At 50.4% G+C, this 24,748-nt stretch carries 24 protein-coding genes and 1 tRNA gene; 15 read left to right on the top strand and 10 right to left on the bottom strand.

What is annotated here, in order from left to right; all coding sequences use genetic code 11:
• Positions 1–58: 58 nt before the first annotated feature.
• Positions 59–376: a hypothetical protein gene (locus tag AACZ64_RS09915; RefSeq protein ID WP_293615190.1), complete on the top strand. Its 318-nt coding sequence runs from the start codon at positions 59–61 to the stop codon at positions 374–376.
• Positions 377–447: 71 nt separating this feature from the next.
• Here AACZ64_RS09915 and AACZ64_RS09910 read toward each other — a convergent pair whose 3' ends face one another.
• Entirely contained in the window at positions 448–768 is a 321-nt protein-coding gene (locus AACZ64_RS09910) for a 2Fe-2S iron-sulfur cluster-binding protein (RefSeq protein WP_036860042.1), read from the bottom strand.
• Between the two features lie 32 nt (positions 769–800).
• Positions 801–2,030, bottom strand: a complete 1,230-nt coding sequence (locus AACZ64_RS09905; protein ID WP_293615189.1) for an FAD-dependent oxidoreductase — start codon at positions 2,028–2,030, stop codon at positions 801–803.
• Positions 2,031–2,421: 391 nt separating this feature from the next.
• Between AACZ64_RS09905 and AACZ64_RS09900 the strand changes: the two genes are divergently transcribed.
• Positions 2,422–4,692, top strand: a complete 2,271-nt coding sequence (locus AACZ64_RS09900) for an NADP-dependent malic enzyme (RefSeq protein ID WP_293615187.1) — start codon at positions 2,422–2,424, stop codon at positions 4,690–4,692.
• A 75-nt stretch (positions 4,693–4,767) separates the two neighbouring features.
• Here AACZ64_RS09900 and AACZ64_RS09895 read toward each other — a convergent pair whose 3' ends face one another.
• The 3 genes from AACZ64_RS09895 to grxD all read right to left on the bottom strand — a co-directional run bounded on the left by AACZ64_RS09895 (position 4,768) and on the right by grxD (position 6,160).
• Positions 4,768–4,974: a SlyX family protein gene (locus AACZ64_RS09895; protein WP_293615186.1), complete on the bottom strand. Its 207-nt coding sequence runs from the start codon at positions 4,972–4,974 to the stop codon at positions 4,768–4,770.
• Between the two features lie 82 nt (positions 4,975–5,056).
• Positions 5,057–5,662, bottom strand: coding sequence for a peroxiredoxin C (locus tag AACZ64_RS09890; RefSeq protein ID WP_036860038.1), 606 nt, complete (start codon positions 5,660–5,662; stop codon positions 5,057–5,059).
• A 162-nt stretch (positions 5,663–5,824) separates the two neighbouring features.
• Complete coding sequence (grxD, locus tag AACZ64_RS09885) at positions 5,825–6,160, bottom strand: Grx4 family monothiol glutaredoxin (protein WP_036860037.1); 336 nt, start codon at positions 6,158–6,160, stop codon at positions 5,825–5,827.
• Positions 6,161–6,413: 253 nt separating this feature from the next.
• On the opposite strand from grxD, the gene AACZ64_RS09880 reads away from it, so the two are divergent.
• Entirely contained in the window at positions 6,414–7,583 is a 1,170-nt protein-coding gene (locus AACZ64_RS09880) for an acetylornithine transaminase (RefSeq protein WP_293615184.1), read from the top strand.
• A gap of 6 nt (positions 7,584–7,589) precedes the next feature.
• Positions 7,590–8,513, top strand: a complete 924-nt coding sequence (gene argF / locus AACZ64_RS09875) for an ornithine carbamoyltransferase (RefSeq protein ID WP_293615183.1) — start codon at positions 7,590–7,592, stop codon at positions 8,511–8,513.
• 5 nt (positions 8,514–8,518) lie between these two features.
• Here argF and AACZ64_RS09870 read toward each other — a convergent pair whose 3' ends face one another.
• Both AACZ64_RS09870 and murI read right to left on the bottom strand, forming a co-directional pair.
• A complete protein-coding gene (locus AACZ64_RS09870; protein WP_293615182.1) occupies positions 8,519–9,043 on the bottom strand; it encodes a lecithin retinol acyltransferase family protein in 525 nt (174 codons plus the stop codon).
• Positions 9,044–9,244: 201 nt separating this feature from the next.
• Positions 9,245–10,033: a glutamate racemase gene (gene murI / locus AACZ64_RS09865; RefSeq protein ID WP_293615181.1), complete on the bottom strand. Its 789-nt coding sequence runs from the start codon at positions 10,031–10,033 to the stop codon at positions 9,245–9,247.
• 448 nt (positions 10,034–10,481) lie between these two features.
• Here murI and AACZ64_RS09860 point away from each other — a divergent pair, with 448 nt between their 5' ends.
• Positions 10,482–11,159 (top strand): hypothetical protein, encoded by a 678-nt coding sequence (locus AACZ64_RS09860; protein WP_293615180.1) that lies wholly within the window; start codon positions 10,482–10,484, stop codon positions 11,157–11,159.
• An 11-nt stretch (positions 11,160–11,170) separates the two neighbouring features.
• Positions 11,171–11,719 (top strand): FlgO family outer membrane protein, encoded by a 549-nt coding sequence (locus AACZ64_RS09855; protein ID WP_293615178.1) that lies wholly within the window; start codon positions 11,171–11,173, stop codon positions 11,717–11,719.
• Between the two features lie 178 nt (positions 11,720–11,897).
• On the opposite strand, the gene hisA is transcribed toward AACZ64_RS09855, so the two are convergent.
• From hisA to hisB, 3 genes are all read right to left on the bottom strand, one after another.
• Positions 11,898–12,626 (bottom strand): 1-(5-phosphoribosyl)-5-[(5-phosphoribosylamino)methylideneamino]imidazole-4-carboxamide isomerase, encoded by a 729-nt coding sequence (hisA, locus tag AACZ64_RS09850; protein WP_036860032.1) that lies wholly within the window; start codon positions 12,624–12,626, stop codon positions 11,898–11,900.
• Between the two features lie 78 nt (positions 12,627–12,704).
• On the bottom strand, positions 12,705–13,358 hold the full coding sequence (gene hisH / locus AACZ64_RS09845) for an imidazole glycerol phosphate synthase subunit HisH (protein ID WP_293615175.1): 654 nt from the start codon (positions 13,356–13,358) through the stop codon (positions 12,705–12,707).
• 13 nt (positions 13,359–13,371) lie between these two features.
• On the bottom strand, positions 13,372–13,965 hold the full coding sequence (gene hisB, locus AACZ64_RS09840; protein WP_293615174.1) for an imidazoleglycerol-phosphate dehydratase HisB: 594 nt from the start codon (positions 13,963–13,965) through the stop codon (positions 13,372–13,374).
• 127 nt (positions 13,966–14,092) lie between these two features.
• Between hisB and AACZ64_RS09835 the strand changes: the two genes are divergently transcribed.
• The 9 genes from AACZ64_RS09835 (at position 14,093) to AACZ64_RS09795 (ending at position 24,711) form a co-directional block, all read left to right on the top strand.
• Entirely contained in the window at positions 14,093–14,371 is a 279-nt protein-coding gene (locus AACZ64_RS09835) for a hypothetical protein (protein WP_036860029.1), read from the top strand.
• A 52-nt stretch (positions 14,372–14,423) separates the two neighbouring features.
• On the top strand, positions 14,424–16,451 hold the full coding sequence (locus tag AACZ64_RS09830; RefSeq protein ID WP_293615173.1) for a TonB-dependent receptor: 2,028 nt from the start codon (positions 14,424–14,426) through the stop codon (positions 16,449–16,451).
• 109 nt (positions 16,452–16,560) lie between these two features.
• Positions 16,561–18,783: an AsmA family protein gene (locus tag AACZ64_RS09825; RefSeq protein ID WP_293615171.1), complete on the top strand. Its 2,223-nt coding sequence runs from the start codon at positions 16,561–16,563 to the stop codon at positions 18,781–18,783.
• Positions 18,783–19,850: an A/G-specific adenine glycosylase gene (gene mutY, locus AACZ64_RS09820; protein ID WP_293615170.1), complete on the top strand. Its 1,068-nt coding sequence runs from the start codon at positions 18,783–18,785 to the stop codon at positions 19,848–19,850. The genes AACZ64_RS09825 and mutY overlap by 1 nt, the downstream gene beginning before the upstream one ends.
• 4 nt (positions 19,851–19,854) lie before the next feature.
• Positions 19,855–20,127 (top strand): oxidative damage protection protein, encoded by a 273-nt coding sequence (locus AACZ64_RS09815; RefSeq protein ID WP_036860025.1) that lies wholly within the window; start codon positions 19,855–19,857, stop codon positions 20,125–20,127.
• Between the two features lie 76 nt (positions 20,128–20,203).
• Positions 20,204–20,279: transfer RNA gene (locus AACZ64_RS09810), tRNA-Phe, on the top strand.
• Positions 20,280–20,849: 570 nt separating this feature from the next.
• Complete coding sequence (locus AACZ64_RS09805) at positions 20,850–21,677, top strand: Dam family site-specific DNA-(adenine-N6)-methyltransferase (RefSeq protein ID WP_293615169.1); 828 nt, start codon at positions 20,850–20,852, stop codon at positions 21,675–21,677.
• A 31-nt stretch (positions 21,678–21,708) separates the two neighbouring features.
• Positions 21,709–24,078: a DGQHR domain-containing protein gene (locus AACZ64_RS09800; RefSeq protein ID WP_293615168.1), complete on the top strand. Its 2,370-nt coding sequence runs from the start codon at positions 21,709–21,711 to the stop codon at positions 24,076–24,078.
• Between the two features lie 390 nt (positions 24,079–24,468).
• Positions 24,469–24,711 carry a hypothetical protein gene (locus AACZ64_RS09795; RefSeq protein WP_293615167.1) on the top strand — a complete coding sequence of 81 codons (243 nt, stop codon included), beginning with the start codon at positions 24,469–24,471 and terminating at the stop codon, positions 24,709–24,711.
• Positions 24,712–24,748: the final 37 nt, after the last annotated feature.

Below are 24,748 nucleotides of genomic sequence, written 5' to 3'. Positions count from 1 at the left end.
GATACATAGAACGTCGTCAGTCGAAAACCATCACAAACATCATCAAGGAACAGACATTATGAGCGACAAGATAAGCGGCAAGGCCAAGGCAATTATCGCGCACATTACCCTGATCGGCTGGATTGTTGCGTTGGTACTCAACATGCAGAAACGCGACAGTTATGCATCCTTCTATATTCGTCAGTATCTCGGCATCATGATTTGCGGGTTTGTCGGCAACATGGTGTTCAGTATGATTCACAACTCACTGGTCATGATCTGGGCAATACTGGTGCTGGTGGCCTGGATAATCAGTCTTGTTGGTGCCATCACCGACAAGGAAACCGAGATACCTTATGTAGGCAGCTACTTTCAGGACTGGTTCAAAGGTCTTTAGGAGAGATAGAACCCCGGGCACAGGTCGCCACGGGGTTGAAGGAGCATTCACTATAACTGCCCGGCCTACACCTAATACTGGGAAACCGGCAATCTTACTACCAGACCATCCAACTCAGCCGTAACCTTGATCTGACAGCTCAGACGGCTGGTTGGCTCCGGGGCCGGCACCATCTCAAGCATCAACTGCTCACTGCCTTCGGGCGGGCCTACTTTATCAAACCAGTCCTCATCGACATAACAATGGCAGGTCGCGCAACTGCACACACCACCACACTCACCAAGAATGCCGTCAATCATATTATCGACGGCACCCTGCATAACAGATTGCCCCACCGGCACCTCAGCCTCGTACTCTGCACCATTCGCCTCGACGTAATGAATCAACGGCATATAACAACCTCATATTTATCTATTGTGGCCAATCAGCTCAGCCAGTTTTTTGGATCAATAGTTTCATCAGCCAGCGCGACAGGGTCCACAGCAAGCCCTCTGGCCAACAGTTGCCTGGCAACCATAAACTCTTTTGGCCGGTTGATACAATCTGCCGCCAACAGCCGGCCACCACGGAGATACCAGGCAACAAAGCCTCTCTGCCGATCTTTGCCGCCCCGCAGGACCACCTGATCGTAACCCTCACTCAGACCGGCAATCTGCAACTTCAAATCGTATTGATCAGACCAGAACCAGGGATAACTCTGATACGGAACAGGTCGATCACAGAGTGTCCCCGCCGCTGTTTTTGCCTGTTCGACCGCATTGGGAACGGACTCCAGGCGTACACGGCGTCCCAGCAGCTCGTTCGGGTGATTGGTGCAATCGCCAGCGGCAACAATGTCCGGATCAGATGTCCGGGCGAACTCGTCAACCAGAATACCATTGTCTATCGCCAGCCCACAGGCTTCAGCCAATTCCACATTGGGTGTAACACCTACACCGATAATGATCAGGTCCGCAGGAAAGCGGCTGCCATCAGCACAAATCACCACCCTGATTCCATCTCTATCTTCTATGGACAGCACCTCGACACCCGTGTGGATATCCACACCCTCTTCACGATGAACCTCGGCATAAAAAGCGGATACCTCTGACGCACAGACTCTGGAAAGGACACGCGCCTCTAATTCAAGCAGCGTCACGGCCATCCCCAGGCCGCGCAATGCCGCAGCGGCTTCCAGACCAATATAACCACCACCGATTATGACCGCGCTTTTATCCGGTGAAATATTGGCGCGAATGCCGTCCACATCAGCAAGGGTCCGCAGGTAAAACACACCCGGGCTGCCAACACCCCTGATGCTGGCTGGCCTGGCACGCGCGCCGGTACAAAGGGCCAGCTTTTGATAGCTCAATTGTTGCCCATCTTCCAGAGCGACCATTTTTGCTGTCCGGTCAATGCTCAGCACACGACGCCCGGTCAACAGATCGACACCATGGCTGGCATAGGCGGCAGCAGGACGAATCAGGATATTATCGGCCGTTCGCTCGCCAGCGAGATAGTCTTTCGAAAGCGGTGGGCGTTGGTAGGGAGCCTGAGACTCCTCTCCCACCAGCAGAATCTCCCCCTGCCAGTTCTGCTGACGAAGGCTCGACGCAAGTTGAGCCGCAGCGTGACCTGTTCCGACAATAACCACCCGTCTCTGCATGCTGCTCATCGCTCCGGCCAAAGGAACACATTATCCTTAGTCAACGGAAGCATTGGCAAGAGCCCCCTGCAAACAACGCCAATAAAGCCACCGGGGGCCGCCCAGGGAGATTAGCCAGAAAAAAACTGCCATAATGTAGAAAAACTACAAATCGAGCCACTGACCAGGAAAGAGATTACAGCTTGTTTTATCATCAAGAATTCACATTTAAGGCCAAATCCTCATAAAAACTTTTACCAAAGACGAGACATGTTTCGCTTGAAACACCAAAATCATGTATCTAGACTACACAAAATTTGGACGCCTGCGACGACGGCAGAACGCATGGTAATTTCATTACCATTGGCGTTAGAATAGCTGCCCTGCCCGGCCCCTTATAACGATTTAAACCGAGAGAAAAATGGCTGACTCATTCAAAGAAAGTGCCCTGCGTTACCACACCCACCCCGTTCCGGGAAAAATAGAAATTCGCCCAACCAAACCACTCGCCAACAAGCGCGACCTTTCTCAGGCCTATTCTCCGGGTGTTGCCTATGCCTGTGGGGCCATTGTAAAAAACCCCACGGAAGTGGCGAATGTCACAGCTCGGGGCAACCTGGTGGCTGTCATTACGAATGGCACCGCTGTGCTGGGATTGGGCGATATTGGTCCACTGGCCGCCAAACCCGTGATGGAAGGCAAGGCGGTTCTGTTCAAGAAATTTGCCAATATCGACGTGTTTGATATTGAAATTGATGAAACCGATGTGGACAAGCTGGTGGATACCATTGCCTCGCTGGAACCCACCTTTGGCGGCATCAATCTCGAGGATATCAAGGCTCCCGAGTGCTTTCTGGTGGAGAGAAAACTCAGGGAGCGCATGAATATCCCGGTTTTTCACGACGATCAACATGGCACGGCCATTGTTTCAGCCGCAGCGGTCTACAACGGGCTCAGGATCGTCAACAAGAAGATTGAAGACATCAAACTGGTGGTGACCGGTGCCGGAGCAGCCAGCATCGCCTGCGTGGATTTGCTGGTCAGCATGGGACTGCAAAAAGCCAATATTCGAATGATCGACCGCAACGGGGTCATCTACAAAGGCCGTGCAGAAGGGATGAACCCCTGGAAAGAAAGCTATGCGGTGGAGACCGAAGACCGCACTCTGGACGATGCCATCGACGGCGCAGACCTGTTTTTGGGCCTGTCCGGTCCCGGCATCCTTAAGGTCGACATGGTCAAGAAAATGGCACCCAACCCGTTGATTCTCGCCATGTCCAACCCCACCCCCGAAATCATGCCGGAAATCGCCAAGGCCGCCCGCCCGGATGCCATCCTGGCCACCGGCCGCTCCGACTACCCCAATCAGGTCAATAACGTACTCTGCTTTCCGTTCATTTTCCGCGGCGCGCTCGACTGCGGCGCCACCGTCATCAATGACGCCATGAAACAGGCCTGTGTAAAAGCCATCGCCGATCTGGTTCACCGCGAACCATCGGAAGCCGTGGCAGAAGCCTACGCCGATGAAGTATTGAAATTCGGCCCGGAATACCTGATTCCCAAACCTTTTGACCCACGCCTGATCGAGGAAGTCCCCCTGGCGGTAGTCAAAGCTGCCATGGAAAGCGGCGTCGCCACCCGTCCCATCGAGGATATGGAGGCCTACCGCAACAAACTTCACTCTTATGTGAGCCGCAGCCGCCTGTTCATGCAACCAATGATCGAACTGGCCCGTCGTCACCCGTCGCGCATTGCCTATGCCGAGGGAGAGAACGACGACGTATTGCGTGCCATGCAGGGTATTGTGGATGAAAAAGTTGCCAAGCCAATTCTGATCGGCCGCCCCAACGTGATTGAGCGCAAAATTCAGGACATGGGGTTGCGTATCAAGATCGGCACCGACATCGAGATTTTCAATCCCGAAGAAGGTGATCACCACCAGAACTACTGGCAGTTCTATCACCAGCGAGTGGGACGATCCGGCGTTTCCGTGGAAGCCGCCCAAAACACAGTGCACACCAACAACACAGCACTGGCAGCAATTATGGTCGCCCTCGGTGATGCCGATGGATTGATATGCGGCAAAGTCGGTCGTTTCGACAAGCACCTGAAAGACATCAGCAGCATCCTGCCCCAGAGCAGCACCACTGAGATGTCATCGGTTTGCGTGCTACTGATGGAGGACGGACCACTGTTCCTTGCCGATCCATTCGTCAATGTGGACCCCAACGAACAACAGATCGTCGCCACCGCACTGAACACCATCAACTTCGTCAAAGGTTTTGGTATAGCGCCAAAAGTGGCCCTGCTCTCGCACTCCAACTTCGGCACTTACGATGACCACTCTGCCCACAAGATGAAACGGGCCGCCGAGCAATTGCGCGAGCAATTGCCCGATGTCCAGATCGAGGGCGAAATGCACGCCATGTCCGCCATGAACGAAACCCTGCGCGGCAAGACTTACCAGAATGCCAATATGCAGGGGCAGGCCAATGTATTGATCATGCCCAATATGGATGCGGCCAGCATCACCCTTGGCCTGTTGCGCTCACTGACCAATGCCCGATTGGTTGGGCCATTCCTGTTCGGTTTCGACAAACCGGCCCATATCCTGATTCCGTCCGTCTCCGGACGAGGTATTCTGAATATGACAGCGTTAATCGGGGCGGACATCACATCAAAACACGAGTGAGAAACGCCACACCATCAAAAAACGCGGCTTCTGCCGCGTTTTTTCATGACTGTAAAAAGCACTGATCTACACTAACTAGTAGTGAGGTGGCTTCTCGTCTTCGCCCTCTTCATCTGGCAACTTGGCAGCGATCTCCCCTAGTTGCCCGCGCAATGCTTCAGCGCTGGCAGCCAACCGGTCGATCTGATCCTGTTGCCGGCAAATCACATTGTTTAACTGCTGCAGGGTGTCCTCCTGAAAGGCCAACCTGGTTTCGATCTCCACCAGACGATCTTCATCCATCACCCAAGCCCTCTATTATCTAATGAGCCAAAAAAAACCGCAGAAGTCACCTTCTGCGGTTTTTCCAGAGACGACTTGCGTATCAGAGCTTGTCTGAATTTTCGGCAAGATAGGAAGCCACACCGGTGGGTGAAGCATCCATACCTTTGTCGCCTTCTTTCCAGCCGGCGGGGCAAACTTCGCCGTGTTTCTGGTGGAATGACAGTGCGTCGACGATACGCAGCATTTCATCGATATCCCGACCCAGCGGGAGGTCATTGACGATCTGATGGCGCACAACGCCGTCCTCATCGATCAGGAAAGAGCCACGGAAAGCAACGCCAGCTTCATCAAATTCAACATCGTAGGCCCGGCAGATTTCGTGCTTGACGTCGGCTACCAGCGGATATTTAACCTGGCCGATACCGCCTGCATCTACGGGTGTATTTCTCCAGGCATTGTGGGTAAATACCGAATCAATGGAGACACCGATAACTTCCACACCGCGTTTTTTGAACTCATTCAGGCGGTGGTCAAATGCAATCAGCTCTGATGGGCAAACAAAGGTAAAATCGAGCGGATAGAAAAACACGACGGCTTTCTTGCCCTTGATGTTGTCTGACAGCGTAAACGCATCAACGATTTCACCGTTACCCAGTACTGCACCAGCCGTAAAATCCGGTGCTGCTTTACCTACTAATACACCCATGATCTAACTCCTTAAATGGTCTGTTTTTCTGAAGGAATGTAGGGGCTACCTGTAGCAGCCCGTGCTCGAAACTCTTATCTCAATCTTACACAATCAGTTTTTTGTGTCTCATTGTAATTAGCTATAAGCGCCATAAGCCCTGTTTAATGATCGGGCCTTTGCCTACTCTGCAGCTTTCTGTCCACTCTGGGCGGCATCCTGTACCAGCGGAGCCAATTCACCTTTCTGGTGCATGTCAGCAATGATGTCGCAACCACCAATCAGCTCACCATTAACCCAGAGCTGGGGAAAGGTAGGCCAGTTGGCGTATTTTGGCAGATTAGCACGGATGTCCGGGTTTTCCAGAATATCGACATAGGCAAAGCGCTCACCGCAAGCCATCAATGCCTCAACCGTGCGGGCAGAAAAGCCGCATTGGGGCTGATTGGGGGAGCCTTTCATGTATAAAATGACGGGGTTCCCTTCCACCTGCTCACGAATGGTTTCCATAATATCCATTGATATAAACCTCTGACTGAAATTGGGGGCAATAAAAAATAGCCGACTATTACAGTCAACTATTTTACTCCACTGTCCATCAATCTAAAACCACCTGCCCGAAAAAACATTTTACCCCAGGCAATCTACAAATGGTCTCGTAGCTTAGAGATAGCAACAATGCAGATCGTTGCGAACAGGGCAAAACCACTATAATATCCCTGCTCCAGGGCAGCGCAACTCGCGTCTGCCTTTTTTTGTTTTGGAAGAGACCATGACCAGTGACGCATTAATGAACAATTATGGTGCCAGAAAAATCACCCTTACCCGGGGTCAAGGGTCCTGGGTCTGGGATGATCAGGGTCGCCGTTATCTGGATGCCATTTCCGGTATTGCCGTCTGCGGACTGGGTCACGCACATCCGGCAGTAACCAAGGCTATTGCGGAACAGGCTGCCACACTGGTTCATTGTTCAAATCTCTACAACATCCCCGTGCAGGAAGCACTGGCCGAACAGTTGCGCAGCATATCCGGTCTGAGCAAACTGTTTTTTTGCAATTCCGGCGCCGAGGCCAATGAAGCCGCCATCAAACTGGCACGCCTGTTTGGCCACAGCAAAGGGGTGGATCAACCCACCATTATTGTCATGGAAAACGCTTTCCACGGACGCACCATGGCAACACTCTCGGCCACCGGCAACCGCAAGGTGCAGGCAGGTTTTGAACCACTGGTGGGCGGGTTTGTACGGGCACCTCACAACGATCTGGAATCGCTGCATACCATCGCCAAAAATAATCGCAATGTGGTGGCCATTCTGGTCGAACCCATCCAGGGGGAAGGCGGCATACGGGTTCCTGCAGACAATTATTTACCCGGGTTGCGGGACATCTGTGACCAATATGACTGGCTGCTGATGCTGGACGAAATCCAGACCGGCAATGGGCGAACCGGGCAGTACTTTAATTACCAGCACGCCAACCTGATGCCCGATGTGGTGACAACGGCCAAAGGGCTGGGCAACGGGGTACCCATCGGTGCCTGTCTGGCCGGCAACAAAGCAGCTGACCTGATGCAACCCGGTAGTCACGGCACCACCTTCGGGGGTAATCCCCTGGCATGCGCAGCGGCATTGGCCACCGTCAGCACAATCCTCGACGAAAACCTCTGCCAGCGGGCCGCCACCATGGGCAATTATATAAAACAGCGTCTCGTCGAGCGCCTTGCCGACCACCCCAGGGTCGTGGGGGTACGAGGCCAGGGACTCATGCTGGCCATTGAGATGAGCGAACCCTGCCCTGAAATGGTCGCAGAAGCCGCCGCGAAAGGCCTGCTGATCAATGTCACCGCCCAGTCCGTCATCAGACTGCTGCCAACGCTGATTATCAGCGAGGACGAAGCAGATCAACTCGTTCAAATACTGGGTGAACTGATCACCCGGGGGTAACCAATTATGGCCATAAGACACTTCCTTACTTTGCAGGATCTCTCCAGAGACGAGTTGAAAGCGATCCTGCAAAGGGCGACAGAACTAAAGGTTCAGCGCCAGAAAGGCACGGATGACCATCCGTTCTCCGGCAAAGTCATGGCCATGATTTTTGAGAAGTCCTCCACTCGCACCCGGGTTTCCTTCGAGGCTGGCATGGCCCAGCTGGGGGGCAGCGCGCTGTTCCTGTCGCCCAACGATACACAACTGGGACGCGGTGAACCGGTTGAAGATTCAGCCAAAGTGATCTCAAGAATGGTGGATATCATTATGATCCGCACCTTTGGTCACGACCGCATTATCACCTTTGCTGAAAACTCCTCAGTACCTGTCATCAACGCCCTGACCGATGATTTTCATCCCTGCCAGTTACTGGCGGACATGCAAACCTACCTGGAACACCGGGGCAGCATTGCCGGCAAGCGAGTGGCCTGGATCGGCGACGGCAACAACATGTGCCAGTCCTATATCAATGCTGCGGACAGACTGGATTTTGAACTGGTCATCGCCTGCCCCGAAGGCTACGAACCCGATGCGGCACTGCTGGAGAAATTCAGCGACCGGGTATCCATTGTTCGCAATCCCCTTCTGGCTATTACCGGGGCGGACCTGGTGGTCACCGACACCTGGGCATCCATGGGCCAGGAAGAGGAAAAGAAATCACGGGAACGGGCCTTCCAGGGCTTTCAGGTCAATGAAGACATCATGCAGAAAGCGGCACCGGACGCCCTGTTTATGCACTGCCTGCCCGCCTATCGAGGCCTGGAAATCAGCGAAACGATGTTGGAATCAAAATGGTCCGTGGTCTGGGATGAAGCAGAAAATCGCCTGCATGCACAAAAGGCGCTGATTGAATTCCTGCTCAATGAAAGGACCAACAAGTCGAAGTAGAGGCCCTAGCGAAACAGCTTCCAGGGAAGTTCCACAAAGTTGGTCAGGGTCTCGCCAACACGGTATTTCATAAAGCCACTGCCGGTCAGCGCCTGACGCCATAAATCAATAATCTGGTCACTGTTGCTGATACCGGTTTTGCACCAGGTGGCGAAGTGCTCACAGTTGTTGAACACCAGATCAAAGGCAAATTCACCCAACCGGCTTTCGGCGCGCCGCATTACCGCATCCTCTGAAAAATCCAGCTCGCCCGTTTTCAGTCCTCGCAAATTGTCCATCAGACGATTCAGGCCCCGGGTGGTACGATCCAGAATATCGCCACTTTTTAGCGTCTCGAAAAACTGTTCGTAATCCCGCACATGAATCTCGTCGCCCCGGGCAAACCTGTCCATACTGGTACGCCGCACCTGACGAGGCGTCACCCAGTGATCACTGGTGTAATGGATTACCGTACCGTCGCCCGCATCAATACCGTGGTGGGCATAAATCCCACCAAAGCGAAGAGCGTAAATGTGATCACCGCGTGCCATAGGCCAGGTCCAGGTCCAGCTTCCCTTTGGAGAATCCCGTATAAAGGACTACCAAATAATAGCAGCTTAACAGGACACAGCTACTGTTCGTGATATTACGTTCGTGACGTTCGTCGCCGACAGGGACAAACTGATAGATCACCAGCTACCCGGCATCAAACAGCAAAAGTGCTAACCGGCAAAGTAATAGCGACAAACTGGCTAAAGCTGTAAGACGTGTTCACCCGGCCCCCACAATTTTTCAATCTGATTGCGGTAAATCTCAAGGGCGCCACTTGTCCAGAACTCATCACGTCCTACACGGTTGTCCGCTGCAAGCAATCCCTCGGCCGTGAGCCTGCGAACAACCTGATTTGCCACAGCTGTTTCCGTATTGACGATGGTGATATCGGGCCCCGCTAACTCAGCAATCAAATGAGACACATGGTTGTAGTGTGTGCAGCCGAGGATAATGGTATCGACCTTTTTTTCAATAAGCGGGGAAATGTAACGCTTCAGCAGTTCAATCGTCCTGTCACTGTCAAAACTCAATGATTCTATTTGAGCAGCCAGATCAGGACAGGGTTGGAGCTCAATTTTCACCCCGCTTGCGTAGCGCTCCGCCAAATTAACAAAAGAATGTGTTTTCAGCGTTCCCGGCGTCGCCAAGACACCAATCACACCGGTGCGGGAACAGAGTGCAGCGGGTTTGATCCCCGGCTCAACACCGATAATCGGAACCGGGTATTGAGTCCTGAGCTTGGCAATGGCCGACGTAGTCGCCGTATTGCATGCCACAACAACCGCCTTTGCGCCACGGGAAAGCAGGAACTCTGTGACAGCGCTCATTCGTTCCAACAGGAAGCTGTTCTCTTTATCTCCATAGGGAGCATGAAGGGCATCTGCAACATACAGAATGTTTTCACTCGGCAACAACTCCCTGACTTTTCGGGCAATTGACAGCCCACCAATGCCTGAATCAAACAGGCCTATAGCACTGGAATTGGTCATCTCGTTAAATACCGATACTGAAAGCTGAACGTTAAAGAAACTGGGGCAGCACTACAACTTCCCAGGTTTGAGTTGTTTTAGGGTTTCCGGTTTTAAAACTAGGGATAGCTCGTAGGTTGGGGTGAGGAACGAACCCCAACAATATTTACCGTGAAAAGAAAGCTCCCACCTTTTGTATCCGCACGCCGATAAGGCATTTATTCCAATTCAATTGATTTTCTTCATCCTTTTCGTTGGGGTTCGTTCCTCACCCCAACCTACGGGCTATTAAATTATTAAAGGGGTCGGTATTAAAGGGGTCGGTGACAATTGAGGATTATTCTCAATTGTCACCGACCCCTTTAAAAATACCGGACTAGTTTGGCCCTTAAGTTGTGAGTATACTGGACGACCATTGGCCTTTTAGGCTTAACAATCCACTTGATCATTATCGAGAGAGGGAACTTCTATGAAAAAAACTGTAGGATGTTTATTAATCTTGCTGTTGGCGGGGTGTGCCGGAAAATTCTCAGAGTACCCCGAAGCAAAATCATATCCCCATTCAACCCAGCAAAAGCTGCAAGCAGCGTATCACTGGAAGGTTCTAGCAGCTAATGAGGCTGAACTGATTTCATCCAAGCTTCCTCCAAGCGGAATAGTCTATCTGGCATGCACTGCTTCTAAGTGTAATGACAAGAGCAGAGGCTCAAGTATTTTCGACAATACCTATAGAGATCTTCTGACATCTGAGATGGTTAACCGTGGAATAAAAATTTCAGTATCAGAATCTGGCGCAGATCACAAGCTGGCAGTCAATGTCAACACTGTAGAACATATTGATAGAAACAGCTTACCCCCAAAAGCCGGCTATCGCACCGGTGTTCTCAGCTTTCTGGCAGGCCTTGGCACTTCCGCAAATAATTGGAGTGAGCCAGCTTTGGCCTTAATCCCTTTGTCTGCAGCTTCTGATCTCCATCAATACTGGGCTGACCGGGCAGACGAGAGTATTACTGAAGTGATTATCACTACCCAAGTTACATCGAATGGCCAAATAGTTTCCTCTAACAGCTCGATTTACTATTTTAACTCAAACGATTTCGATCACTACCAATCACAAACACGACTGTCTGTGACTGGTAATAGGTAGGGGGCTGACAAATGAAACTATCCAAAATCATATACGCCTTACTTCTATCCACTCTAATCGTTGCAACGTTATCGGCTTGTACCACCTCAAACTCAAAGGCAGGGGGATTCGTTAGTGATGCTGATATTGTCGCCCTCAGCTATAAGGCTGCAGACCTTTTGATGGAGCAGGCAGGTGATAAGATAAAACCAAATAGCAACACAATTGTTGCCAGTTATGCAGATATAAACAACCTATCCGTATCGTCAACTTTTGGCCGTATTGCCGCACAGCAAGTCGCTTCACGACTAACCCAGCGTGGCCATAAAATTACCGAAATGTTGCTAAGAAAAGATATTTATATCCAGGAACGACAGGGTGAGTTTGTCCTATCACGTGCTTTGAAAAACATCTCAGTAGAACATGATGTTACACAAGTAGTAGTAGGCACCTACGCTGTGGCCTCAAGAAATATCTATATAACGGCTAAGCTTATACGGACTTCCGATAGCGAAATCCTAGGCTCAGTGGATTACACCCTACCCTTGGGTCCAGATATGCGCCAACTGACCCGGAACTAGTTCTGATGGGTCATTAAGACTATATGCTATATGTATAGTGGTAGTATTAGTTGACGCAAGCTTTCGTAGATCACCCTCCAAGCCGCTTTCCCAGCGGCTTTTTTCTTAGCTTCTACGCAATTAAAACAGTCGGAATTAAAGGCAATTAAAGGGGTCGTAACGATTATTTGTTAATCAATCAGCCATCGCAGAGCCGCTGTGCTTCGGCGACATCCAGGGTGCCTTCATAGATGGCACGGCCGGTGATGGCACCGAGGATGCCCTGATCGGCCACTTTATTGAGTGCCACAATATCGTCCATATTGGTAATACCGCCGGAGGCGATGACCGGAATGGATGAGGCTCGGGCCATCGCTACGGTGGCATCCACGTTAACGCCCTGCATCATGCCATCGCGGTCGATGTCGGTGTAGACAATGGCGCTGACGCCGTCCGCTTCGAAGCGTTTGGCGAGATCAGCGGCCAGCACTTCGGTGACTTCCGCCCAGCCGTCGGTTGCCACACGGCCGTTTTTGGCATCGAGGCCGACGATGATATGGCCGGGGAATTGTTTGCACATGTCGGTCACAAATTCCGGCTCTTTCACGGCCTTGGTGCCGATAATCACGTACTGAACCCCGGCCTTTAGATAGGCCTCAATCGTCTCGGCATTGCGGATACCGCCACCGATCTGAATCGGCAGATTCGGGTAGGCTTTGGCAATGGCGGTGACGACTTCGCCGTTGACCGGCTCGCCGGCAAACGCACCATTCAGATCCACCAGATGCAAACGCCGGGCACCGGCATCCACCCATCTGGCTGCGGTTTCCAGCGGGCTGCCGGAAAATACCGTGGAGTCCTCCATACGACCCTGGCGCAATCGCACACACTCACCGTCTTTCAAATCAATCGCGGGGATTATCAGCACAATGTATTCCTGTTATTTCTCAATTATTTTCTGACTAAGGATTGTCTGGTATTGCGGGCCGTAAAAATGCCGACCCGATCAATCACCGCGCCATGAGACAAAGTTGCTCAGCAGTTGCAGCCCGGCCGTATGACTTTTTTCCGGGTGAAACTGCACGGCAAACAGGTTGTCGTGAACCAGCGCGGCGGCGAACTTGACCGAGTAATCACAGGTCGCAGCCACAAACTCTGGGCGACTTTCGTCCACGTAATAGCTGTGTACGAAATAGAACCGGCAATCCTGTTCAATGCCGTGCCACATGGGATGGTCGATGGTCTGGTGAACCCGGTCCCAACCCATGTGCGGAACCTTCAGTTTTTCACCGTTCTCATCCCGCAGATGGTGACCAAAAAAACGCACTTCCCCCGGCAGGATGTTCAGGCAATCAACACCATTATTCTCTTCGCTGTGTTCCAACAGAGCCTGCATACCCACACAGATACCGAGTACCGGCTTTTCCTGGACGGCTTTTGCGACAAACCGGTCAAAACCCATTCGCCGAATTTCGGCCATGCAGTCGCGAATGGCACCGACACCGGGAAAGACAATCCGGTCAGCGTCCTCGGCCTCTTCAGTATCAGAGGTGATAATCACCTCGGCCCGCGGAGCCACCAATTCAAGGGCCTTGGCAACGGAATGAAGGTTGCCCATGCCATAATCCAGCACGGCGATACGGGTACGAAAATCTGTCATAGACGGCTCTTTTTTACAGTGTGCCCTTGGTCGAAGGCATCACTCCGGCCATTCTGGGATCCATCTCAACCGCCATACGCACGGCGCGGCCAAAGGCCTTGAAGATGGTTTCAATCTGATGGTGGGCGTTGTGACCGCGAAGGTTGTCGATGTGCAGGGTCACGCCCGCGTGGTTAACGAAGCCCTGGAAAAATTCGTAACTGAGGTCCACATCGAAATCCCCCACTCGGGCGCGGGCAAAATCGACAAACATCTCCAGACCCGGGCGACCGGAGAAGTCCACCACGACTCTGGATAGCGCCTCGTCCAGTGGCACATAGGCGTGGCCGTAGCGACGAATGCCCTTCTTGTCACCCAGCGCCTGCTGGAATGCCTGCCCCAGAGTGATGCCGACATCCTCCACCGTGTGGTGGTCATCGATGTGGGTATCCCCTTCGGCTGTTACCGTTATATCAATCAAACCGTGACGGGCAATCTGGTCCAGCATATGCTCGAGAAACGGGATGCCGGTGGCAAAATTGACCTGCCCGGTTCCGTCGATGTTTACCTCAACGCTAATCTGGGTCTCCAGCGTATCGCGTTTGACTGTTGCTTTCCGTTCCGCCATCTGCGTCTCCAACATGTGTCCCGTTATCGGGCCGTCCCATTATAGAGCCCTCACCGCCACCCTTCCATAAGCAGGAGGAAGTCATTACACTCACCGGCTGTTTATTACACTTATCTGCCTGACCTTTATGCGTTTGCGAAGCCCCAACATTCTTCTCGTCTGCCTGTTGGCTGTCACTACCCTGTGGCTGAGCGAGACGGCGGCCGCCCATGTGCATCTGGACAATCACACCGTCAGCTGTGAGATTCTCCACAGCGCCAGCGGTGGACTGGCCACCCTGCAAAGTCAGTCACCGGATTTTCTGTTACAGCTTGTCAATGCCGGCATCGTCGCAGCGCCGGCTTCGACCCATCTTCTCCAGCCCAGTGCACCGCGCAACAGTCGCGCCCCACCCGCCTATCACTGAACACACAATTCAAGCTCTGAATTTACCTGTTTAAGTTATAGGAATTACACCCATGAAAACGCCTTTTATGGTAGCACTGGCCGTGTCCAGTCTGCCCTGTGTTGCCCTGGCGCAAAGCCAGCACCACAACGAAATCAATGAAGTGATCATCTCCGCCTCACCACTACAGGAGGACTCTGCCGGAATAAAACAGTCCGTCAGTGTTCTGTCGGGTGAAAACCTGCGCAACAAGGCCGCCGCAACCATCGGTGAATCCCTCAAGGATGAACTCGGCGTCACCAATCAGGGGTTTGGCCCCGGGGTTGGCAAACCCGTGATTCGCGGTCAGAGCGACAACCGTGTTCGCGTCCTCCAGGATGGCCTCGGCACCATGGATGCCTCTACCGTGAGTGGCGATCACGCAGTCACCACGGAAGCATTGCTGGCGGAACGTATCGAAATCCTGCGGGGGCCGGCCACACTGCGCTATGGCAGCGGGGCGGTCGGCGGCGTGGTCAATGTGATCGACAACCGGATTCCCGACCAAGTACCTGAGAAACTAAAAGGGGCCGTGGAATATCGCCATAACACCGCCAGCGATCAGGACAGTACTGTGTTCAAACTGGACGGCGGCGCCGGTAGCTGGGCGTGGCATCTGGATGGCATTTACCGGGAAAGCAATGACCTCAAGGTTCAGGGTTATGCCCAGGAACCGGAACCCGGTGAAGAGCCCGAAAGCACCCGTGGCTATATCGAAAATACCGACACCCGGGCCGACGCATTCAGTGCAGGATTATCCTGGATAGGCGATGAAGGTTTTATCGGTCTGTCGTTCAGCCAGATCAACAATGAATACGGCATACCGCCGGGATCCCACGGGCATCACGAAGAAGATGACCACGATGACGATCACGACCATGACCACGACCATGAAGAAGAAGGCGAGCTGATTCGCATCGATATGAAGCAGACCCGGATCGACCTGAAGGGCGAATGGGCAAACATCCTGCCCGGTATCGAACTGGGCCGCTTCCGTCTCGGCTATAACGACTATGAGCACATAGAACTGGAAAGCGGTGAAAAAGGCACCAAATTCTTCAATGAAGCGTTTGAATTCAGAGGAGAACTGGTACACCGGGAAATTGCTGGCTGGAAAGGCGCTTTCGGTACACAGCTGGAAGATCGCCGCTTCGGTGCCATCGGCGATGAAGCCTTCGTGCCCAAGTCCGATATCCGTCAGGGTGGGTTGTTCTGGGTTGGAGAGACCACACACAACCAGTTCAGCCATGAACTCGGGGCACGCTTTGACCGGCAAACCGTAGACCCGGACAACGGTTCCAAAATCAGCCATAACATTTACAGCCTGTCCGCTGGCAGCCTCTGGCAGGTGACCGACGAGCAGTCGTTGAGTCTGTCGCTGAGCCGCGCAGAGCGCGCGCCCGTCGTTGAGGAACTGTTGTCCAATGGTCCCCACTTCGCCAGCCAGAGCTTTGATGTCGGCGACAGGGATCTCGATGAGGAAACCAGCCACAATATTGAGCTGGGCTACCGCTACCAGGGACCAGTTGATCTGAAACTGAGTATTTTCTACAACAAAATTGATGATTTTATCTTCAAGAAAAATACCGGCGAAGAAAATGAGGAAGAGGAGCTGGATATCTATCAGTTCCAGCAACAGGATGCCACCTTCAGGGGTGCCGAAGCCTCACTGGTCGTTCCATTCAAGGATAACTGGCAGGTGGAAATATTCGGTGATTACGTGCGTGCCAAGCTCGATAAAGGCGGTGATGTGCCAAGAATCCCGCCACTGCGTTATGGCATAGCACTGGATTATCAGGCCTACAACTGGCACACCGGCTTCCGGCTCACCGACGTCAAGAAACAGAACCACGCCGGTGAATTTGAAGAGGATACCGACGGCTACACCCGTCTGGATGCCCACTTCAACTACCATGTGGATACTGCCGCCGGGGACTGGCTGTTTTTTGCCAAGGCCAACAATCTGCTGGATGAAGAAATCCGTAACTCCACGTCCTTTCTGCGGGAGTTCGCCCCCGAGGCACACCTGAGTCTGGAGCTGGGGGTACGTTACAGCTTCTGATCCGGCAGCGGCACCAACCCGTCGCGTACAGGTAAACAATCACGGTCATTGCGAGTAACATAGTTGCCTGCAATGGCCGTTTTGCTTTTCCGGACAGAGAGAAATACCCATGAAACTGCTAAGAATTATATTGGTAATGTTACTGGTGTTGATGTTGGTTGTGGCCGGGGGCGTAACTTTTCTGCTATTTGGCGTCGACCCGAACACCTACAAACCTGAACTGGAAAAACTTGCCCGACAGAATGACCTCGAGCTGAAAATAGACGGCGACCTGAGCTGGTCGTTCTTTCCCAATCTGGCCGTTCAGGCGGGCAGCTCATCACTCACCGCCACCAAAGAAGATACCGGAATACCCGATATAAAATTTCGGGAAGCCAGCCTGATTCTCGACTGGCGAGCACTGCTGACACGCACTGTTCGCCTGCAAGCGATCACCCTTGATGGTGCCGATATCCGCACGAAAACAGCAGCCGAAGCCGCCAATGTGGCGGCACTGCCCGGCGCCGCTGCTGCGACCAGTGACACACAAACCGGTGACCTGCCTTTTGAGCTGGCCATCGATGAAATCGCCCTGACCGATAGCCGGATCACCGTGACATCACCAGATGCACCTGACCGGATATTCGAACAACTGAACTTTACCAGCACAAAACTCAATCTCGATGGCAAACCCTTTGCCATAAACCTCGAATTCACCACCGCGCTCCCCGACCAGCCGACCCTGCAGGTCGCGCTGCAATCCTTTGTCGCCGTTGAGGCCAGCCCACAAAAACTCACCCTCTCCGATGCCAGACTATCGGTAAAAGGGCTGGATAAACTGCCGCTGACGTTGAAATTCAATGCCGGTTATGAGGGTGACACAGACAGCGTCTCCATCACGGACATCACCGGCAAACTGGGGTCGGCGAGCATCAGTGGCGCGGTCAATGGCGCAGGATTACAAACCGCTCCTGCGTTGCAGGGCGAACTGTCACTACAGAACCTGGTCCTCGCAGAACTGCCGATAGAAGAGCCTCCCGAAGGTTTCAAAAAGGTGGATGTCGCCACCACCTTTGCCGTATCAGAAAAAGCCGTCTCCCTGAGCAACCTGAAACTGGCGCTGGACAAATTCAATGCCACCGGCAATATGAACCTGCAACTGCAGGGAACTCGCCAGCTAGCCATGAAAATAGAGGGCGATCACCTTGTCCTGCCCGCCACCAGCGAAACGGAATCCACCGAGCAGCAGGCTGCCCTCCTCACTCCATTGCTGGCACCACTGGCACTGCTCGAAGGCGGCAAGGGTGAAGTGGAGCTGAGTCTGGCAAGTCTGACCGCGGATAACATCAGGGTCGACAACCTCCGCCTCAAACTGCTGGCCAATGGCAAAGTAGTGCAAGTCAGCGAACTCTCCGGCGGCATATTTGGCGGCACCTTCAAAACCACAGTCAGGGCAGACCTTGGCAAAGCGGTACCGACCGTCAACTTCACCCAGAACGTCGCTGCCATAGACCTGCACAAGGCACTGGTGACACTGGCCGAGCAGGGCGACATTCACGGCAAGCTGACCATGAATTTCAACGGCAGCAGCGCCGGCGATAACAGCGATGCCCTGCTGGATAACATGAACGGCAACGGCGACTTCAGCTTCTCGGAGCTACAGGTCGACAACATCAATGTGGAAAAAAGCTATTGTGAAATGGCCTCGCTGGTAGAGGGCAGAACATTGACCGGCAGAACCTGGCCCAATCACACCACCCTGCAGGACATGCAGGGCACCATCAAATGGCAGGACCAGCAGATTACCCTGCCCGGTTTTACCACCGGCATCGGCAATATGCTGGTTTCCGGCAACGGCTCGGCTCATCTCGGCAGGGAGACCTACGACATGCTGATCAAGGCCAATCTGCGCGGCGACACCAGCTCGGAGACCGGCTGTACCATCAAAAGTAAATCCATCCAGAACCGGGACATTCCATTCCGCTGCACCGGCTCTTTTGCCGAAAACGGTGGGGGCAGCTGCCTGCCCGACAAGCAATTCATCAACCAGCTGATTCAGGGCAAAGTGCAGGATCTTCTCAAGGAAAAGCTGTTTGATAAATACCTGAAACAGCCATCTACCGCCACAGAAGAGCCTTCAGCCATAGAAGAGCCCTCAGCGGTTGAAGAGCCCTCAGCGGTTGAAGAGCCCTCGGCTGATAAAGAGCCCTCAGCTGATAAAGAGCCCTCAGCTGATAAAGAGTCCTCAACCAATGAAGAGCCTTCAGCCACGGAGGAGCCTTCAGCTGATAAAGAGCCCACGGACCCCAAAAAACAACTGATCGATGAGGTGCTCAAGGGTATCTTCCAATAGTGTCTGCAACATTTTCCGAACAGCTGCTATGCTGGTTTGACCAGCACGGCCGCAAGGACTTGCCCTGGCAGCAGAACAAAGACCCCTATCGGGTATGGGTGTCGGAAATCATGTTGCAGCAAACCCAGGTCAGTACCGTTATCCCCTACTTTCAGCGGTTCATGGCGCGTTTCCCCAACATTTCATCACTGGCAACAGCCCCGCTCGATGACGTATTGCAACAGTGGACCGGTCTCGGTTACTACGCCCGGGCCCGCAACCTGCATCGCTCGGCACAGCTGGTTTGCACAGAACATAGCGGCGTTTTTCCGGATACCCAGGAACAATTAATGGCATTGCCCGGCATCGGCCGCTCCACCGCTGGCGCCATCTGTGCCATTGCCCTCGACAAGCGGGCCGCCATTCTCGACGGCAACGTCAAACGGGTGCTCGCCCGCTATCATGGCATCGACGGCTGGCCCGGCCAGACATCAGTCGCCAGACAACTCTGGGAATGGGCCGAGCAACATACCCCGGCGCAGCACTTTGGCGATTACACCCAGGCGATCATGGATCTCGGTGCCACCCTCTGCACCCGCAGCAAACCGTCCTGCGGCCAATGTCCGCTCTCAGGGGGATGCAAAGCACTGGCAGAGGGCACGCCCACCCGCTACCCCGGCAAAAAACCCCGTCGGCAACAGCCGGTTCGCCAATGCCTGTTTCTGCTCATTCAAAACCCGGCGGGAGACGTGCTATTGCAGCAGCGCCCCGCCAGTGGTTTGTGGGGCGGACTCTGGGTGTTTCCCCAATGCGATCATAAAGATGAGATAGAACAGACCTGTAGCAGCCTCGGTTACCGTGCAACAGACTGGAAATTACTGCCCGGCCGACGCCACAGCTTCAGTCATTACCATCTGGACTACCAACCGGCGCTGATCACCGTTCGGCCACAGCAGCAGGTCATGGATACCAGCGCGCTGGTCTGGTATAACCCCCAGTCAACACTGGCGGTGGGCACCGCCCAGCCCGTCAGGCAACTTTTACAGGAATTGCTAGAACGGCAACAACCCAAGCAATCAACAAGGTAATCCAATGGCACGTATGGTTCACTGCAAAAAACTCAACCGGGAACTGGAAGGACTCGATGCACCACCCTTCCCCGGCCCCAAAGGACAGGATATCTACGAACACGTCTCCAAACAGGCTTGGCTGGAATGGCTCGAACACCAGACCCGCCTGATCAACGAAAAGCACCTCAACATGATGGACATGACCGCCCGCACCTACCTGAACGAACAGCGGGACAGGTTTCTCTCCGGTCAGGACATCGATCAGGCGGAGGGCTACGTACCGCCTGCGGAATAATTTCCGCGCCCGCCCTTGACGCTGGAAATATGAGAAGGTTTAATACGCGCCTTCGCCAGTTACCACTGGTAGAAATGCCCAGATAGCTCAGTTGGTAGAGCAGAGGATTGAAAATCCTCGTGTCGGTGGTTCGATTCCGCCTCTGGGCACCACGATTTTAAAGGCCTGCGACTAATCGCGGGCCTTTTTCGTTTCTGGACTGTACCAAAATTGTGCCCTGGGAAGAAAACCGGACCATGTAAAGCGCAGAAGACCGGTGAAAATTAAATGGGAATGATTCTTAGTTGTCACCGACCCCTTTATCGCCTTATCTTGATTTCTTCCTATATATACACTCGTATATAAAAGTTAAAATGCTGGAAAGTAGGTACCGCCTTTCTACAATAGAAAGCCGTAGTTCATTGACAGGAAATTTAACACCATCGAACTAGATGAGCTGACAGAGCATGATATGGCTTCCTAGATCAACAAAATACTATCGGTGATGCTTGTCTGGCCTACCAGAAAAAGAGTGCGAGACACTCAAGGAGGCCAAAGATTAAGGATAGAGAGTGCAAAAGCATAAGATCAGCACAAAATAGAGGCCAGCCTGTAATCAATTCAGTCAAGTTACTTATAGGTCAAATAATTAATGAAAAGGACAAAAAAATAGCTTTTAGAAATATATTAAAATATTATTTATAACATTTTGAAATAACAAATTATATAGTGATTTCGACAAGATGAATATACAAGCTGGAAGCCGAATAAATCTACCATTCTTAAAGTGGGCTGGAGGCAAAAGGTGGTTAACAAGAACTGATTATAAGCTTTTCCCAAGAGAGTACAGGACTTACAGAGAGCCTTTTCTCGGAAGTGGAGCTATATTCTTTTCGATGCAACCTTCAATCTCTGTTATTGCAGATGTTAATAAAGAGTTAATTGATACGTATAAGGCAATTCAATCTGATTGGAAAAAGGTATATTTATCTCTTCGCAAACATGCCAAGTTACATAGCAAAGAGTACTACTACCATGTTAGATCCTCTAACCCTAGAACCTTACATTCAAGAGCATCAAAATTTATCTATTTGAACCGTACTTGTTGGAACGGACTGTACAGAGTGAATCTAAAGGGTCAGTTCAATGTACCAATAGGTACAAAAGACTCAGTTATTCTCGATACAGATAATTTTGAGCTTATCTCAGAGAAATTAAAGTATTCAAAAATAATTTGCCAAGATTTTAAAGAGACAATAAGACAGTCAGAGAAAGGTGATTTTGTTTATATTGACCCCCCCTACACTGTCAAACACAACAATAACGGATTTATCAAATACAACGAAAATATCTTTTCATGGGATGATCAAATCAGATTAAGAGACTCTGTACTAGAAGGGGTAGAAAAAGGAGTTATGTTTACTATATCAAATGCTAACCACGAATCTATATTAGAGTTATATAAAGATTTGGGGGATATTCTTTATGTCAATCGAAATAGCATCATATCTGGAAAATCAAAATTTAGAGGAAAGACAAGTGAATTACTTATACGTGCCGGGTGGTTATAATAAATACTAAAAATGTTAAGGAGAACCAGATTTGTCTTTTATTGACCCTGTAAAAGTTGAAGAGATTAGAAACAAATTTGTTGTCGACCCTTCAATGCTTGGAAAAATATACAAATCAAAAAAAAACAAGTACATGGAGAAAAGCGTTGATCATTCACTAGTAGAGGATTACTTAAGAGATGGGTGGGAGGATTACACAAAGCCATTAAAAACAAAAACAAAGCTAAGGAAACTTAAATCATATGATCAGCAATTCGAAGATGACATATGGTGTCAGTTTTATGAGCTAGGATATCGTATATTAAATTTCGACAGGCAATTCATACTACCATATGGAAAATCTGCTTCAGAAACCCAACAAATAGATGTCATAGCAGTCAACGATGAAACTATCATACTAGTTGAGTGTAAATCTTCAGAAAAACCCGTTAAAGCACCATCATTTAAGACAGAGCTTGAATCATTACCTTTAAAATTAGATGGTTATAGAAAATCTCTTGCTCAGATTTTTGATAATACTAGGCGAATAAAATATATATTTGCCACAAGAAACCTGAGGATAGATCTAGAAGGCTCTGATGTAGAAAGGATTTATCAAAACAATGCCTTTTACTATAATGACAATACTTACAAATATATCGAAAGATTAATTAAGCTATACAAATCAGCCGCTCATTACCAAGTTTTAGGCATGTTGTTCAAGGGACAGCAAATTGGCAATGAATCATTACGTTTTCCTGCCATTGAGGGGAAAATGGGTGGTCATACTTATTATATGTTTTCTATCGAACCCTCAATTTTATTAAAGCTTGGGTTTATTCTTCACAGAACTGCTGCCAATGAGTCAGAAAGCCCTACTTACCAAAGATTATTAGTCCCGTCACGCCTAAGAGGAATAACTAGCTTTATAAATAACGGCGGGTACTTTCCAAATTCTGTTATTTTAAATTTTACAAGCTCTAAAAAACAAAAAATAAGGTTTGAAGCTGACTCAAGAGAAGGTGATTCAGATTCCAGATCTGGAACTTTAGTTATACCAAAAGCCTATGCCATTGCCTACATTATCGATGGACAACATCGGCTATATGGTTACTCCGGCTCAAACCATGAATTTTCTAACACAATACCTGCGGTAGCATTTATAGGATTAGATTCTACAGACCAGCTTAAAATTTTCATGGATATCAATGAGAATCAGAAAGCGGTTAGCGCATCTTTAAGGCTAACTTTAGAGGAAGATTTGTATTGGAATTCTGAACGAATCGATAGTCGTCTTAAGGCTCTACGGTCAGCTGTAGTAAGAGAGTTAGCCTCAACAGCTGGAGGTCCTCTGTATGAAAAAATTCAAATTGGTGAAGATAAAGCGGCTTTAAGCTTCAAAGGGTTTGCAGATGCCTTATCTAAATCCAGTTTGATTCCAAAGGCTAAACGTCACGAATTTATTCAGGAAACTACAAAATACGGTTTATACAATACGCACAACCACAACCATGAAAAGGAAATGACAAGAGCTAAGAAAAGCCTAGTGAATTTTATCAATACTTGTTACTCATTTGTTCAAGAAGACTATCCTGAAGTATGGAACATGGAAAGATACTTTATATTCTCTAATAGGGGAATAATTCCTTTTATAGGCTTAATTTCTGACTTGAACAAATTTGAAAATGAACTTGGAACAGTCAATACAAATACTAAACCAAGTGATAGATTCGAATCAATAAAGAAGTATTTAATAGTACTCTTAGAAAAGCTTAACAACATGAGCGAACAAGATAGCCGGGGGCTTCTCTCTACTCAAGGCTCTGAAGTTGAAAGACAATGGTTAAGATTTTATCAATCTATAATCAATGATAGGTTTCCAAATTACAATCCACCAGAATTAGTTGACTACAAAGAACGACAAGATACTCAATTACAGAATAGAGGTCGTGAAGTTGGAGTTGCTATTGAAAAACATATCAAGGATGTCGTGATCTCAAGGCTGAAAGAACTTTATGGTGATAACTGGGATCTTGAAATCGCTACTATTAAAAAACAATGTCAGGATAGAGCAGACGCAGAAATCCAAGCAGCGTATGAACAGGGCTTAGGTAGAAAGACAGTGGATTGGACGGAGATGTTCACTATTCTCAACTACAAAACAATCATTGAAAAACATTGGACTAAGCATCCCCAGGTCATTCAGGAAGAGTTTAAAACTTTTGAAGATGTGTTTGCTCTCGATATGGGCCTTGGTAATTTCAATAGCAAAGCAGATAAAGTTAAGTGGATGGCTGTTTTTAATAGTCATAGAAATTTATGGGCACATGAGGGATCAAAAAAGAAGACATTAAATCGCGAGGAGGTAGAGTTTCTTGAAGACCTTCATCAAAAACTTATAGGAACTAGTGCCTCTGTATAATTTGCTACTATCTTTGCTTTATAGACAAATCACTTTAGGATAGTTCCTTATGTTTCATAGGGATAAAAATTGATGCCTTATCCGTCTCTCTCTGGGCACTACAATTATTTAAGGCCTGCGGCTAGTCTAGTCGCGGGCCTTTTTTCATTTCTGGACTGTGCCAACATTGTGCCCTGCACTTCCCCCGGCGCCGCGGCCAGATTTTTTCACCATAGACCTTGAAGCTTGGGGCAATGCTGCAAAACACACCTCGCATTTCCCCCACCCTTTTTTACTCTTTTGCTGCACCCTCTTACTCCCCCCGTGTCCAGTTACCCAGGTCGTCAATTTCAGGCTTTGCGTGTAAACTCGGGCCAATAGCGGATATCTATAACGGAATACTCATAAACCATGTACCATTTCACATTGAATCAACAAGTTGCAGCAGAAGTTTTTGAAGACGAATGTATCATCGCAAATCTGGATAGCGGGCTTTATTACAGTGTTCAGGGCATTGCTGCTGGCCTGATTCAGGCCTTGCCGTGTGCTGACCCTGACGCTGCAATCGCGACGATTTGCTCATCGTTGGGCGAGCAGCGCGCAACGGCTGTGGCTGAACTCTCGAGCATTTGGCAGCGTAAGCTTCCCCAATAGCTGGACAGGTAATAAGTAGAGCTTTCTGGAATAATAC

Source organism: uncultured Porticoccus sp. (assembly GCF_963975625.1).
Lineage (GTDB): Bacteria > Pseudomonadota > Gammaproteobacteria > Pseudomonadales > Porticoccaceae > Porticoccus.
Note: the sequence above shows the minus strand (reverse complement) of the source record. Positions and strands in the feature narration are given on the sequence as shown.